The following is a 14521-nucleotide window of genomic DNA, read 5'->3' as shown; positions in this document are numbered from 1 at the left end:
GCCCTCACTCCAGCGGAGTCGTGTCGATCACCGGCTCGACGCCGTACCGGCGTCCGTATTCCTGGAGCTTATCGATCACGCCTGGTCCGGGCGGTCCGTCGAACTGGAAGTACGGCGTGCGGCCACTCTGGATCGCCGCCTCGAACGTGGCTTGCGCCTGCTTGCGGAACTTCTTGTTCAGGGTGAAGTCCGCAGGCTTCGCCTGAGCCACGTACTCGTCGCTGATCGCGTCGAACTCCCGTCCGTCCGGGTCGTTCGCGAACCTCCTGCGGGGCTCTCCGCCGAGCTTCTCGGCCAGCTTGTCCGCGTCGGCGTCGGGCTTGTTGACCTCGATGAGGTCGCCGAGCCCCCCGTTGTCCTCGTACGGCGCGAGGCCCAGCGGATCGCTGAACCGGTGCGGATTGTGCACGTACGCCGTCGGGTTGGGCGCGGGCGCGAGGCCCAGCGGGTCGGGCGTGGTGTACCGGGCGGTCTGCGGGTCGTAGTAGCGGTGGTGGTTGTAGTGGAGGCCGGTCTCCGGGTCGAAGTACTGGCCGGGGAACCGCAGCGGTGTGTACGCGGACGCGTTGGCGTTCCACGTCGTGATGCCCCACAGCGTGGTGCGGCTCTGCCAGGCGATGCGCCCGTCCTCGTCGATGAGCTCGGTCGGGGTGCCGATGAGGTCGGTCGCGATCGCGAAGAACCGCGCGTCGATCTCCCGCTGGGTGGCCGCGTCGGTGAGCCGTTCGGTCTGGGCGACAGGGGTCAGTCCCTCGTGGTCCCAGCTCAGCGTGGTGTGGTGAGGCAGCTCGCCGGAAATCTCCGTGGTCTGCTCCGCGAGCACGGGACCGTCCCAGACGAAGCGCGTGCGCTCGCCCACCGACTGGCCGTCGGCCGCCATGCGCTCCTTGGCGATGCGCCGGCCGAGCGGGTCGTACCGGTAGCGCCACAGCGTGCCGTCCGGGGTCGTGACCCCGGTGAGCCGGTCCTCGGCGTCGTACGCGTACGTCCACACGTCACGCTTCTTCGACAGCCGGGTCTTCGAGCGGCGGATCAGCCGGCCGGCGTCGTCGTACACGTAGCGGTTGGCCCCGGCCTCCGTGATCCGGGTGCCGGTGTAGGAGCGCCTGCCGCGCGCATCGCCACTGGCGTGGCGGTCCGGCCAGGCGGCCAAGACGTTGTTGCCGCCGCTGTCGTACGCGTAGGATTCGCTCCACCCGTCGGCCGTGACGGCGGTGACCCGGCCCGTGGCGTCCAGGCCGAAGCGGCGCGGGCCGCGCAGGGCGTCGTCGACCGCGACGAGATGGCCGTCCTCGCGGTACGCATACGTCCGCAGGTTCAGCCGGTGGCCGCCGCGCGCGATCTCCTGGGCGGTGAGTCGGCCCGCGGCGTCCCAGTCCGACGTCAGCGTCAGCGTCTCCCCGACACTGCGGGTCAGCTCGCGCCCCGCGACGTCACGCGTGAACACGATGTCGTGGCCCGCGACGGTCAGCGCGGCGGCACGGCCCGCGCTGTCGTGCGTGTACGAGGTGACATGGCCGCTCGGGGTGACGCGCCGGGTGCGGCGCCCGGCCGCGTCGTAGGAGAACGACAGCGCGCGCCCGTCGACCAGCTCGGTCTTGACGCGGCCCCGGCGGTCGTACGCGTACGTCAGCTCCGCGTCGGGCCCGATGGCCCGCAGCAGCCGGCCCGCGGGGTCGTACTCGTACGTCGTCACGGCGCCGTCGGCGTCCTTGCGGACGACCTGGCCGAGCACGTCCCGCTCGTAGCGGACGGCCGCGCCGAGCGGGGTGGTACGGGTCAGCACCCGGCCGAGCGGATCGACGTCGTAGGCGACGGTGCGGCCGTCGAAGTCGGTCTCGGCGACGAGGTTGCCGACCGGGTCGTAGGTGTAGCTCCACCGCAAACCCAGGGGGTTGCTGACCTCGGTGAGGCGCAGCTCGGTGTCGTGCGTGAACTCGTGGCGGGCGCCGTCGGGGTCGGTGCGGGCCGTGAGCAGGTCGAAGTGGGTGTACTCGAAGGTCGTGGTGCCGCCCTCGGGGTCGGTGTGGCTGAGGCAGTTGCCCTCGCCGTCGTACGTCCACGACTCCACCGCGCCGTCCGGGCCCGTGAACCGCGCGAGCCGGCCCTCAGGGGTCCACTCGAAGCGGGTGGCGGTGCCGCTCGGTCCGGTGCGCTCGGTGATCCGGCCGAAGGCGTCCCGCACGTACGACGTCGTACCGCCGTCCGGGGCCGTCTGGGCCATGAGGAGGCCCGCGGCGTTGTGGCGCAGCAGGGTCGTGGCGCCCGGGGGTCCCCCCGCTCGCGGGGGAGGGTCGGTGACCGAGGTGACGTGGCCGAGCGCGTCGTGGGTGTAGCGGGTGGTGTGCCCGGCGGGGTTGGTGACCGCGACCCGGTTGCCGCGTTCGTCGAACTCCTGCTTCCAGCGCAGCCCGCCCGGTTGTACCAGCTCGACCGGGCGGCCGTCGCTGTCGTAGGCCGCCGTCTGCACGCTGCCGTCGGGGCGGGTCGTCGAGACGAGCCGGCCCGCCTCGTCCCAGCGGAAGTCGGTGCGGGCGCCGAGAGGGTCGGTACGGGACAGCAGCCGGTCGTCGCGGTCGTAGGCGTACCGGATCGTCGCACCCGTGGGCCAGGTCTCGGCGACGACCTGGAGGTGGCTGTTGACCGTGTAGCGCCAGGTGTGGCCGAGGGAGTCGGTGACCGTGGTGGTGGTCAGGCGGGTGTCGGGGTGCGGGTCGCTGTAGTGGAACTCCGAGCGCAGATGCCCCTCGGCACCGGTCTGGGACACGCACCGGTCCCTGTCGTCGTACACGAAGCTGTAGCTGGAGCCGTTCGTGTCGGTCCAGGCGACGATGCGGCCTTCGGTGTCGTAGGCGAACCGGGTGGGGATGCCGGAGGACTTGGTGACCTCGGTGAGATGGCCTTCCTCGCTGTATCCGTACCTGGCGATCTCGGTGCCGCCGAGGCTCAGCGAGGTGATCCGGCGGTTCTCCGTGGTGAACGTGAGGCGGTAGCCCCCCGAGTGGGTGAGGGCGAGCGGGGCGCCCTCCTCGTCGTACTCGGCGGTGATCGTGCGCCCGTTGCGGTCGGCGATCTCCGCGAGCGGAGCGGAGCCGTTGTCCGACGGCTCGGTGCCGGGCGGGGCGAGAAAGTGCCGGACGATGCCCGTGTCCGGGTCGGTGAGCGTGTAACTGCCGTCGGTGTGCCGCTCCAGCGGCCAGCGCGGCCCCGCCTCGGGAAGCACCGGTGTGCCGGGGGCGGGGTGCGGATACGGGACGAGCAGGTTGTCCTCGCCGTGGAAGACGACACCGATCGGGTCGACGGTCAGGCGCTGGTCGATCGTCGACGACCAGCTCTCGCCGAACCAGCGGCCCGCCCGGTACGAGGACTCGAAGTCCCTGCGGAACAGCAGCGGCAGGCTGCCCGGCAGCAGCACGTCCTCCTGCGGCAGGAACATGCGGCCGGTCGCGAAGTCGACGGGCTCACGGCCGCACCGCTTGCCGTCGGGCCTGCGGACGGTCTCCCTGAGGTCGTCGGCGCGGCGCGCCTTGGCGGCGTCCGCGAGCTCGTCCCCGAGCCTCACGCCCTTCACGGCGGCTCCGGCGCCACCCGTCGCGACGGTGAGGATCGCGTCGGGCACCAGTGTGCCGAGCCCTTCCGCCGGGTCCTTCATGAAGTTGTCCAGCATCTGCTTGCCGGTGCCCCAGGGGTCGTTGGCGACCTGCACGAGCCCGGCGACGGTGCTGTTGAGATTGGTGACGTACTCGGCCGGATGCGTGATGTTGTACGGGTCCAGCGGGTTGATGCCCCGGACGAAGTTCACGATGCCCGCGGTGCCCTTGACCGCGCCCATGGTGAAGTGGGTCTTCATCAGTTCGAGCTCGTCGAGCCCGTCCTTCAGCTGTTCGCCGTAGGAGGGCTTGGGCGGGGCCGCGTCCCGGGCCTCCTGCACGGCTTTGCGGGCGGTCTCGGCGGCGGAGTTCCGCTGCTTGCGCGCCTCGGCGAGGATGTCCTGCGCCTCCTGCATCTTCGCCTTGCCCGGGTCGGAGAACTGGCCCGGTTTCGGCGGCAGTGTGGCGGGGTCACGCTTGTCGGCGGGCGTCGCGTTGTACTTGTCGACGGCGCTGTTGTAGTCGTCGACCTTCTTGTTGTGCGCGTCCAGCGCGTCCGCCGAGGCCTTCGTGCCCTCCTTCCACTTGTCGATCGCGAGCTGCGCCTGGCCCTGCGCCCAGGTCACCGTGTCCGCGAACGACTCCAGCGCCTTCGCCGCCTTCTCGAACGCGTCCGCGCCCTTGTACCACTTGGGCGGCTCCAGTTTCACCGTCCTGCGGAACGCGTCCGCCGCCTGACCCTGCAGGGAGTCCGAGTCGAGCCCTTCGAGACCGAGCCCGACGTCGTTGAACGAATCCGTGAAGTCACGCAGGTGGGACGCGGTGGAGCGCAGCTTGCCCGGCGAGCCGTAGATGAGCTTGGTCTTGTCCTCGGTCTGCCCGAGGTCCATCTCGTCGACCTCGGCGCCCATCCGGTTCGCCAGTGAACGCGACTGCTCACGCACCCAGTCGGCACCGGACTCCCAGCCGACGTCCTCGAGCCGGTCCGCCGTCCAGTTGCCGGCGTCCTCGACCCGGTTGCCGGCCCACTCGACGCCGTCCTCGACCGCGTCCTCGACGACATCCGGCGTGATGTCACTGACGAAATCGCCGATGCCCATACGTCAGTTCCCCCCGCCGTCGTTCTGCTGCTGTTGCTGTTGCTGCTGGGCGCGCTCCTCGGGGGACGGCCCGAAGGTGTCGTCGACGGCCTTGTCGAACTGTTCCTGGTCGATGCCGAGGAGGTCGTTGAGCATCCGCGACCGCTCGCCGCCCTGCCCCTCGGTGAGCACCGCGCGCCCGGTGTCCTTCCAGGTCTGGGCCATCTCGTCACCGGCGCGGTCCCACGACTCGGCGCTCCAGTCCGGGTTCAGCGCGTCCGGTGTGAACACGTCGCCCCAGTCCTGCTTGGCGATGTCCTCCTCGGAGGCGTACGGGCTGCCGCCGGCGATCGAGTTGACGCCGAACTTCAGCGCGCTCTCGACGTACTGGTCTTCCTCCCACAGCACGCCCGCGGCCAGGCCGAGCTTCGCCGCGATGGCGTTGGCGTCCTGGATCAGCGCCCGTACGCCCCACTCCCACCGCTCGGAGAAGTCTTCGAAGTCCACCGACAGGCCGTGGTGCCCGGCCTCCATGCCGGTCATCGCCAGTTCGGAGAAGCCCTTGCCGAGCACCGCTCCGGTGCTCGTACCGATCTCCTTCAGCTCACCGACCGCGTTGCGTATGCCCTGGGTGAGCCGCTGGACGGTGTAATTGTCGACGCCGAGATCCTTCGCCCCGTCGCCCATCAGACGGCACCCCCCGCGGTCTTGTCGGTCCCGCCGGCGAGCTTGTCCGGCGTGTCGACGGCGGCTTCGTCCGGAACGATGCCCATGGCGGGCGGGAAGAGCATGGACCCGTCGGGGTCCGCGACGTCGACGGCGATGCCCGCGGGCTCGCCCATCGCCGGGATGATCTCGTCGAGCAGCCGGGCGCCGAGCAGTTCGGCGAACTCCCAGGGCCGCGCGCTGTCCTGGGCGCTCCCGGACTCCCGCGCCCGCGACCCCGCGAAGCGGGCGAGCGCCTCCTCGCCGGTGAACGCGAACACCCAGCGCACACCGCCGAAATGCCCCGTCCACAGCCCGCCCCGGTCCAGCGGTACGAGCATCCGGGCCCGCCTCAGCTCCCCGAGGAGCGCCCGCGGATCGCCCGTCCCGGCCCGCCGCTCAGCGATCTGCTCGGCGAGCGCAGTCCCGTCACGCACTTCAATGCCTCCCCCGACATCGACGACAACGCCTTCCGAGGAAACCACGTCCCACCCACACCCGACGGTTCCCGGCCACTGCCCCATACCGTTCCCGGCCAGGGGACGGGATAGGCGGGAAACCAACCCAGCACAGGAAAAAGGGGCCCGACTCCGAAGAGTCGGGCCCCTTTCGACCTGCATGTGTGCCAGGCCGCCGCGTGGTGCTACGTCATCCGCTCACACGTTGAAGCGGAACTCCACCACGTCCCCGTCCTGCATCACGTACTCCTTGCCCTCCATGCGCGCCTTGCCCTTCGCGCGGGCCTCCGCGACCGAGCCCGTCTCCACCAGGTCCGCGAAGGAGATGACCTCCGCCTTGATGAAGCCCTTCTGGAAGTCGGTGTGGATCACGCCGGCCGCCTCGGGGGCCGTGGCGCCCTTCTTGATCGTCCAGGCGCGGGACTCCTTGGGGCCTGCCGTGAGGTAGGTCTGCAGGCCGAGCGTGCGGAAGCCGACGTGGGCGAGGGTCGCCAGGCCCGGCTCCTCCTGGCCGACGGACTGGAGGAGTTCCAGGGCCTCGTCCTCGTCGAGCTCGGCGAGGTCCGCCTCCAGCTTGGCGTTCAGGAAGATCGCCTCGGCCGGGGCCACCAGGGCGCGCTGCTCGTCCTTGAAGGCGTCGTCCGTCAGCTCGTCCTCGTCGACGTTGAAGACGTAGAGGAACGGCTTCGTGGTGAGCAGGTGCAGATCGTGCAGCAGCTCGGCCTTCTCGGAGCCCTGGACGATGCCCTGCGAGAAGAGCGTGTCGCCCCGCTCCAGGATCTCCTTCGCCGCCTCGACGGCCGCGACCTTGGGGGCCACGTCCTTCTTGATGCGCGCTTCCTTGGACAGACGCGGCAGGACCTTCTCGATCGTCTGCAGGTCCGCGAGGATCAGCTCGGTGTTGATCGTCTCGATGTCGTCCTTCGGCGAGACCTTGCCGTCGACGTGCACGACGTTCTCGTCCTTGAAGGCGCGGATCACCTGGCAGATCGCGTCCGACTCGCGGATGTTCGCCAGGAACTTGTTGCCCAGGCCCTCGCCCTCGCTCGCGCCGCGCACGATGCCCGCGATGTCGACGAAGTCGACCGTCGCCGGGAGGGTCCGCTGCGAGGAGAAGATTTCGGCCAGCTTCGTGAGCCGGGCGTCCGGGACGCCGACGACGCCCACGTTCGGCTCGATCGTGGCGAACGGGTAGTTGGCCGCCAGCACGTCGTTCTTGGTCAGGGCGTTGAACAGGGTCGACTTGCCGACATTCGGCAGACCGACGATTCCGATCGTGAGCGACACGTTGGCGACTTCCTGAGTGGAGAGTGAGGACTGGCGGGGGGCCGTACGGCCCGGCACGGGCGGGCCGATCCACCAGTTTACGGGCGGGGCGGGCCGGACAGCGACGGCCGCCGGGAGTCGAATGAAGTGCCAAGGTCACCCAAAGGGCGTGTCTGGTACCTCCCTACCGGCTCCCCGCCACCTACGTTGGTCGCTGTGGAGCAGCACAGGACTCGTCGCCCCCAGCCCCGGCAGCGTCCGCAGGGCACCCTTCCGCCCCGGGGCGCGCTCGCCGACGGCACCGTCTACCCGGTGCCCGCGCGGCCCCCGCGGCCGGTGCCGCCGGTCGTGCTCGCGCTGCGCCGGCTGCCGAATCCCCGGCTGACCGGGCTCGGCGCCGGACTCTTCGGCGCCTCGGTGATGCTGGCGCTCGGCAGCCTGGACTGGCTTCTCCTGAACGGCTCGGCGGTGGCCTACGGGCTGCTGTTCCTGCCGGTCAGCGCGCTGACGGCGTTGTGGGTGCGCGAGGCCGACGTGGTGATGGCCCCGGTCATCGTGCCGATCGCGTTCGCCGTGGGGATCGTGCCGATCTCCGGCGGCGACGGCGGCTTCGGCGGCCAGACGATGGCCATCGTCACCGCGCTCGCCGTGCACGCGGGCTGGCTGTACGGCGGGACCCTGATCGCCGGCCTGATCACCTGCGTACGGAAGGTACGGATGATGGGGCGCCGACGGCGCCGGTCCCGCTCGGCGGGACAGGGACAGGGACAGCCGGGCGGGGGCCCGGGCGGGGCCGCCCGCCACGACTGACACCACCGAAGGGCGCCCGCGACGACTGACGTCTCCGGGCGCCGTTCAGCGGCCCGCCGCCGCCATCGCCGCCCCCACGATGCCCGCGTTGTTCTGCAGCTCCGCGGGAACGATCTCCGCCCGCACGCCCTCGATCAGCGGCAGGAACTTCTCGGCCTTGCGGCTCACCCCGCCGCCGATCACGAACAGCTCCGGAGAGAACAGCATCTCCACGTGCGCCAGGTACTTCTGGACCCGGCGCGCCCACTGCGCCCAGCTCAGGTCCGCGTCCTCCTTGGCCTTCGTGGAGGCGCGCTTCTCGGCGTCGTGCCCGTCCAGTTCGAGGTGGCCGAGCTCGGTGTTGGGGACCAGGCGGCCGTCGATGAAGAGCGCGCTGCCGATGCCCGTGCCGAATGTCAGCAGGATCACCGTGCCCTTGCGGCCGCGGCCCGCGCCGAACGTCATCTCCGCCACACCCGCCGCGTCCGCGTCGTTCAGCACGGTCACCGGCAGTCCGCCGAGGCGGTCGCCGAGGAGGCGTGCCGCGTCCCGGTCGACCCAGCCCCTGTCGACGTTGGCCGCGGTGCGGGTGACACCGCCGGTGACGACGCCCGGGAACGTGATGCCGACCGGGCCGTTCCAGCCGAAGTGGGCGACCACCTCGGCGACGCCGTCCGCCACCGCGTCCGGTGTGGCGGGATGCGGTGTCAGCACCTTGTGGCGCTCCTCGGCCAGGTCGCCCCGCTCCAGATCCACGGGAGCGCCCTTGATCCCGGAACCGCCGATGTCCACTCCGAAGACGTTCATGGACACAACGTTAAGGGGGCGAGCGGAGGGTGACGAGCGTGCGGGCCCGGTGCCCGCGGCTACTGGCCGGACAGCTCGGCCGCCTCCGCACGCAGGTCGCGGCGCAGCTCCTTGGGGAGCGAGAACGTGATCGACTCCTCCGCCGCCTTGACGATCTCGACGTCCTCGAAGCCGCGCTTCGACAGCCACTCCAGCACGCCCTCGACCAGCACCTCGGGCACGGAGGCGCCGGAGGTCACGCCCACCGTGGAGACGCCCTCCAGCCAGGCCTCGTCGATCTCCTCGGCGAAGTCGACGAGGTGCGCGTCACGGGCACCGGCGCCCAGCGCCACCTCGACGAGGCGTACCGAGTTCGACGAGTTCTTGGAGCCGACGACGATGACCAGGTCGGCCTCGGCGCCCATCTGCTTGACGGCGGTCTGGCGGTTCTGCGTGGCGTAGCAGATGTCGTCGCTCGGCGGGGAGATCAGGCCGGGGAACTTGGTCTTCAGCGCGTCGACCGTCTCCATCGTCTCGTCGACGGACAGCGTGGTCTGGGAGAGCCAGACGACCTTGTCGGGGTTGCGGACCTCGACGTTCGCCACGTCGTCCGGGCCGTCGACGAGGGTGATGTGGTCGGGCGCCTCGCCGGAGGTGCCGATGACCTCCTCGTGGCCCTCGTGGCCGATCAGGAGGATGTCGTAGTCCTCGTTGGCGAACCGCACGGCCTCCTTGTGGACCTTGGTCACCAGCGGGCAGGTCGCGTCGATGGTCGCGAGCTTCCGCTCGGCGGCCTCCTCGTGCACGGTCGGCGCCACGCCGTGGGCGGAGAACATGACGATCGACCCCTCGGGGACCTCCGCCGTCTCGTCGACGAAGATCGCGCCCTTCCTCTCCAGGGTCTGCACGACGTACTTGTTGTGGACGATCTCGTGGCGGACGTAGATGGGAGACCCGTACTGCTCCAGGGCCTTCTCCACGGCGATCACGGCACGGTCCACGCCCGCGCAGTAGCCACGGGGAGCGGCGAGGAGGACGCGTCGGGCAGTCGGCGTAGCAGTCATGCGTCCCATCGTAAGGCCGCACCCAACAGGCGACTGATCACCTGTGGACAGCAGACTGGCCGTAACCCGTGGCGACGGAGGGACCGTGATGAGGCGAGGAACCGCGCCGGAGGCCCGGCCCGCGGCCGTGCCGGGCCACACCGAGCTGCGGCGGACGCTCGGGTTCCGTGATCTGGTCGTCTACGGGCTGCTGTTCATCGCGCCCATGGCGCCCGTGGGCGTCTTCGGCGCGCTCGACGCCACGTCCGGCGGCGCGGTCGCCCTCGTCTACGTCGTGGCCACGATCGCCATGGCGTTCACCGCTTCGAGTTACGCGCAGATGGTCCAGGTCGCCCCGCAGGCCGGGTCGGTGTTCGCGTACGCGCGCAAGGGGCTGGGCGAGGCGCCCGGGTTCGTCGCCGGGTGGATGGCGATGCTCGACTACCTGCTCATCCCGGCGGTGGCGTACCTCTTCTCCGGCATCGCGATGGAGGCCCTGGTCCCGGAGGTGGACCGGTGGGTGTGGACGTCGATCGCGGTCGTGGTGACGACGCTGCTGAACCTGCGGGGTGTCCGGGCCGCGGCACGGGTCGGCTTCGCCGTGCTCGCCATGGAGATCGTGGTGCTGCTGGTCTTCCTGGTCTCGGCGGTCGTGGTGCTCGCGCGCGACGGCGCCCAGCGCGGCTGGCTGTCGCCGCTGACCGGGGACATGGGTTTCTCCCTGGCGGCGGTCTTCAGTGGGGTGTCGATCGCGGTGCTGTCGTATCTCGGCTTCGACGCCATCGCCTCGTTCGCGGAGGAAGTGACGGGCGGGTCGCGGAAGGTGGCGCGGGCGGTCCTGTTCTGTCTGGGACTCGCGGGTGCGCTGTTCGTGGCGCAGACCTATCTGGTGGCGCTCCTGGAGCCGGTGTCGTCGGCGGAGCTGGCCGCCGAGCCGGGCAGGCAGCGGTCGGCCTTCTACGACGCCGTCGACGCCTCGATCGGCACCTGGCTGCACGATCTGGTGGCGGTGAGCAAGGCGATCGGCGCGGCGTTCGCGGCACTGGCCGGGCAGGCGGCGGCCGGCCGGCTGCTCTTCGCGATGGCACGCGACCGGCGGCTGCCGCGGGTGCTGGCGCGTACGGATGCGGGGGTGCCGCGGCTCGCGCTGCTGCTGGCGGCCGCGGTGACGCTGGTCGCGGCGGTGTGGGCGGCGCAGCGCGACGACGGGCTCGACCACCTCGTGTCGGTGGTGGACATCGGGGCCCTGTCGGCGTTCGTGCTGCTGCACGCGAGCGTGATCGGCTGGTTCGTGGTCCGCCGGATGAACGGCACGCCCGACTGGGTGCGCCATCTGCTGGTCCCTGTGCTGGGCATCGGCGTGCTGCTCGCGGTGATCGTGGAGGCGGCGGGGTCGGCGCAGGTCATGGGTGTGGTGTGGCTCGGGATCGGGCTCGTGGTGCTGTCGGTGCAGTGGGGGCGGCGCGGGATCCCGCCGAACGGACCCGGCACGGGCAGGGAGCCCGGAGCCGGGTAGACGGCCCCTCCGGGCGGAGGCACCCGCGGGCAGGCGCCGGGTAGGCGGCCTCTCCGGGCCGAGGCGGCCGGTTCCGTTCGCGGGAGTTGTCGTACCCGGCCGTTACGCTCGCCCGTATGGCTCTCAACACGTCCGCGGATGCTCCCCTGCCCGTCGGCGAGGTGTCGCGGCTCATCGGGGGGTGGATCGACCGGCTCGGGGCGGTCTGGGTGGAGGGACAGATCACCCAGCTGTCGCGGCGGCCGGGCGCCGGGGTCGTCTTCCTGACCCTGCGCGACCCGTCGTACGACATCTCGGTGAGCGTCACCTGCTTCCGCCAGGTGTTCGACGCGGTCGCCGACGTGGTGTCCGAGGGCGCGCGGGTCGTGGTGCTCGCCAAGCCGGAGTGGTACGCGCCCCGGGGGCAGCTGTCGCTGCGGGCCACGGAGATAAAGCCGGTGGGCATCGGTGAACTGCTCGCGAGGCTGGAGCAGTTGAAGCGCTCGCTGGGCGCCGAGGGCCTGTTCGCGCCGGACCGCAAGCGGGCGCTGCCGTTCCTGCCGCACCGGGTGGGGCTGGTGTGCGGGCGTGCGTCGGCGGCCGAGCGCGACGTGCTGGAGAACGCGCGCCGGCGCTGGCCGCACGTCCGTTTCGAGGTGCGCAATGTGGCCGTGCAGGGTGTCCACGCCGTGACCCAGGTCGTCCAGGCGGTGAAGGAGCTGGACGCGCTGGACGACGTGGACGTGATCATCGTGGCGCGCGGCGGGGGCAGCGTGGAGGACCTGCTGCCGTTCTCCGACGAGCAGCTGGTGCGGGCGGTGGCCGCATGCACGACACCGGTCGTGTCGGCCATCGGGCACGAGCCGGACTCGCCGCTGCTGGACCTGGTGGCCGACCTTCGGGCGTCCACGCCGACGGACGCGGCGAAGAAGGTCGTCCCGGACGTGGGCGAGGAGCTCCAGCGCGTGCGCCAGCTGAGGGAGCGTGCGCTGCGGACGGTCGAGGGGCTGCTGGACCGCGAGGAGCGCGGCCTGGCGCACTGTCTGGCCCGGCCCTGCATGGAGCATCCTCAGCGGATGGTCGAGCAGCGCGAGGAGGAGGTGGACGCGCTGCTGGCGCGCAGCCGGCGGGTGCTCGGGCACCTTCTGGACCGCGCGGACTCGGAGCTCGCGCACACCCGGGCGCGCGTGCTCTCACTGTCCCCCGCCGCGACGATGGAGCGGGGTTACGCGGTGCTCCAGCGCGCCGACGGAGCGGTGGTCCGCTCGCCGGAGGACGTGAGCGCGGGCGAGGGGCTGCGGGCGCGGGTCGCCCGGGGCGAGTTCGCGGTGCGGGTCGACGAGTGAGGCCTCGGGCCGCTGCGGGAATTGCGTACGTTTCTCACACATAGGGTGGATGGCATGGCTGCCAAGACGGAAGAGGCCGCGCTCGGTTACGAGCAGGCGCGGGACGAGCTGATCGAGGTCGTGCGCCGCCTGGAAGCGGGCGGGACGACGCTGGAGGAGTCCCTCGCCCTGTGGGAGCGCGGCGAGGAGCTGGCGAAGGTGTGCCGCCACTGGCTGGAGGGCGCCCGGGCTCGCCTGGACGCGGCGCTGGCGGAGGCGGAGCCGGACGGAGACGGCGGCGAGAGCTAGCGCCGTCCGGCGGACCGGGCCAGGACGCGGCTGCGCCTGGCCGGCGGACCGGGGCCAGGACGCGCGGCTGGGGCGGTCCCGGCCAGGACGCGGCTGGGACCGGCCGGCGGACCGGGCCAGGACGGCGCCTGGGGACCGGCCGTCAGGGCAGGACCGGCTGGGGGCCAACCTCAAGACCAGGACCGGCCACCCGGGGGCCGACCGCAAGGTCAGGGTCACCCGGGGGCCCGACCGTAAGAAGGGGCCGCAACCCCGCCCACAGGAACCTTCTGTGAGTCGGCTCACGACGCCCGAGTTTTGTTGAAACTTGAACCTCTGGCCTTGTACGGTGAATTCGTTGGTTGACCCATGAACCGCTTCGGAAGGTACATCCCGCCATGTCGCTCGTTCTCGACCCCGCCGCCCAGGACCTCCTCTTCCGTGAGGCCCGCACCGCCAACGCGTTCACCGACGAGCCGGTGACCGACGAGCAGGTCCAGGCGATCTACGACCTGGTCAAGTACGGGCCGACCGCCTTCAACCAGACCCCGCTGCGCGTCGTGCTGGTCCGCTCCGCCGAGGCCCGCGAGCGTCTGGTCGCGCACATGGCCGAGGGCAACCAGGCCAAGACCGCCGCCGCCCCGCTGGTCGCGATCCTGGCCGCCGACAACGAGTTCCACGAGGAGCTCCCCTCCCTGCTGCCGCACTTCCCGCAGGCCAAGGACCTCTTCTTCAGCGAGCGCCCGGTCCGCGAGTCGGCCGCCGGCCTCAACGCCGCGCTCCAGGCCGCCTACTTCATCGTCGGCGTCCGCGCCGCCGGTCTGGCCGCCGGCCCGATGACCGGCTACGACGCCGCGGGCATCCAGAAGGAGTTCCTGGACGACGACCACACCCCGCTGATGGTCGTCAACATCGGCAAGCCGGGCGAGGACGCCTGGTTCCCGCGCTCCCCGCGCCTGGCCTACGACGACGTCGTCACCACCGTGTGAGCCGCCCCCGCGCGCCACGCGCAGGCCGCCACGCGAAAGGCCGCCGCACCCGACCGGGTGCGGCGGCCTTCGCCGTGCCTGCAGCGGCGGCGGTTACTGCTTCGCGGGGCTCGCCGGGGCCGACGGCTGCGCGGACTCCTTGGGCTCGCCCGGCCGGGGGCTGAGCGCGGCCGCCAGTTCCGCCAGCCGCGCCGGGGAGGCCGTGCCGGTGACCACCGTGGTCGCGCCGCCGGCCGTCAGCACCAGGGCGTCGTACTTGGGGCCCTCCCACAGCTGCCAGGTCTCGCCGGCCACCTGCCGCGTCCCGTCGGTCCTGGCCGCCTGGTGGGTGACCTCGCGGACGTACTTGTCGGCCGCCTTCGCCGTGGACTGCTCCACCGCGACGTACTGGTTGTCCGGGTCGAGGAAGCCGATGTGCCAGGCGTGGGCGTCCGCGCGGTCGAAGGTGACCGACGTCGCCCGCCATCCCTTGCCCAGCCCCTCCGGCGCGGCCACCGGGTAGGGAGCGGCCCGCTGTGCCGTCACCAGCTCGACGCGGTAGTCGACCGTCTTGATCGGGTCCGCGTGCTCGTCGTGCGGAACGAGCATGTAGATACCCGCCACGACGACGCCGATCACCGCCATGGACTGGAACATGCCACGGATTGTCTGCTTGCCTCGCATACCTGCCACGCCCCCCATGGTCGCATCATGGTGTTGTGCTCATAC

The 14521-nt window shown here is 71.4% G+C and carries 12 protein-coding genes; 5 read left to right on the top strand and 7 right to left on the bottom strand.

Going from position 1 to position 14521, the window contains the following annotated elements:
• Window positions 1-4: 4 nt before the first annotated feature.
• The 4 genes from ACF08N_RS08390 to ychF form a co-directional block, all read right to left on the bottom strand.
• Window positions 5-4690 carry a putative T7SS-secreted protein gene (locus tag ACF08N_RS08390; RefSeq protein ID WP_392323793.1) on the bottom strand — a complete coding sequence of 1562 codons (4686 nt, stop codon included), beginning with the start codon at window positions 4688-4690 and terminating at the stop codon, window positions 5-7.
• Window positions 4691-4693: 3 nt separating this feature from the next.
• Window positions 4694-5356 (bottom strand): hypothetical protein, encoded by a 663-nt coding sequence (locus ACF08N_RS08385; RefSeq protein WP_392323792.1) that lies wholly within the window; start codon window positions 5354-5356, stop codon window positions 4694-4696.
• Window positions 5356-5811 carry a hypothetical protein gene (locus ACF08N_RS08380; RefSeq protein ID WP_392323791.1) on the bottom strand — a complete coding sequence of 152 codons (456 nt, stop codon included), beginning with the start codon at window positions 5809-5811 and terminating at the stop codon, window positions 5356-5358. Before ACF08N_RS08380 ends, ACF08N_RS08385 begins: the two co-directional genes overlap by 1 nt.
• Window positions 5812-6030: 219 nt before the next feature.
• On the bottom strand, window positions 6031-7119 hold the full coding sequence (ychF, locus tag ACF08N_RS08375) for a redox-regulated ATPase YchF (protein ID WP_392323790.1): 1089 nt from the start codon (window positions 7117-7119) through the stop codon (window positions 6031-6033).
• 195 nt (window positions 7120-7314) lie between these two features.
• Here ychF and ACF08N_RS08370 point away from each other — a divergent pair, with 195 nt between their 5' ends.
• Window positions 7315-7908 carry a DUF6542 domain-containing protein gene (locus ACF08N_RS08370; protein WP_392323789.1) on the top strand — a complete coding sequence of 198 codons (594 nt, stop codon included), beginning with the start codon at window positions 7315-7317 and terminating at the stop codon, window positions 7906-7908.
• 45 nt (window positions 7909-7953) lie between these two features.
• Here ACF08N_RS08370 and ppgK read toward each other — a convergent pair whose 3' ends face one another.
• Window positions 7954-8694, bottom strand: a complete 741-nt coding sequence (gene ppgK / locus ACF08N_RS08365; RefSeq protein WP_392323788.1) for a polyphosphate--glucose phosphotransferase — start codon at window positions 8692-8694, stop codon at window positions 7954-7956.
• 59 nt (window positions 8695-8753) lie between these two features.
• The gene (locus tag ACF08N_RS08360) at window positions 8754-9737 is read right to left on the bottom strand and encodes a 4-hydroxy-3-methylbut-2-enyl diphosphate reductase (RefSeq protein ID WP_392323787.1); all 984 of its coding nucleotides are present in this window, start codon (window positions 9735-9737) and stop codon (window positions 8754-8756) included.
• A gap of 88 nt (window positions 9738-9825) precedes the next feature.
• On the opposite strand from ACF08N_RS08360, the gene ACF08N_RS08355 reads away from it, so the two are divergent.
• The 4 genes from ACF08N_RS08355 (at window position 9826) to ACF08N_RS08340 (ending at window position 13813) form a co-directional block, all read left to right on the top strand.
• Complete coding sequence (locus ACF08N_RS08355) at window positions 9826-11232, top strand: APC family permease (protein WP_392323786.1); 1407 nt, start codon at window positions 9826-9828, stop codon at window positions 11230-11232.
• Between the two features lie 116 nt (window positions 11233-11348).
• Complete coding sequence (gene xseA / locus ACF08N_RS08350; RefSeq protein WP_392323785.1) at window positions 11349-12557, top strand: exodeoxyribonuclease VII large subunit; 1209 nt, start codon at window positions 11349-11351, stop codon at window positions 12555-12557.
• Window positions 12558-12611: 54 nt separating this feature from the next.
• Window positions 12612-12845 (top strand): exodeoxyribonuclease VII small subunit, encoded by a 234-nt coding sequence (locus ACF08N_RS08345; protein WP_215178486.1) that lies wholly within the window; start codon window positions 12612-12614, stop codon window positions 12843-12845.
• Between the two features lie 377 nt (window positions 12846-13222).
• On the top strand, window positions 13223-13813 hold the full coding sequence (locus ACF08N_RS08340) for a malonic semialdehyde reductase (protein ID WP_392323784.1): 591 nt from the start codon (window positions 13223-13225) through the stop codon (window positions 13811-13813).
• A 93-nt stretch (window positions 13814-13906) separates the two neighbouring features.
• Here ACF08N_RS08340 and ACF08N_RS08335 read toward each other — a convergent pair whose 3' ends face one another.
• Window positions 13907-14476, bottom strand: a complete 570-nt coding sequence (locus ACF08N_RS08335) for a DUF4245 domain-containing protein (RefSeq protein ID WP_392323920.1) — start codon at window positions 14474-14476, stop codon at window positions 13907-13909.
• Window positions 14477-14521 lie beyond the last annotated feature (45 nt).

The organism is Streptomyces sp. NPDC015127 (genome assembly GCF_043080095.1).
GTDB lineage: Bacteria > Actinomycetota > Actinomycetes > Streptomycetales > Streptomycetaceae > Streptomyces.
Note: the sequence above shows the minus strand (reverse complement) of the source record. Positions and strands in the feature narration are given on the sequence as shown.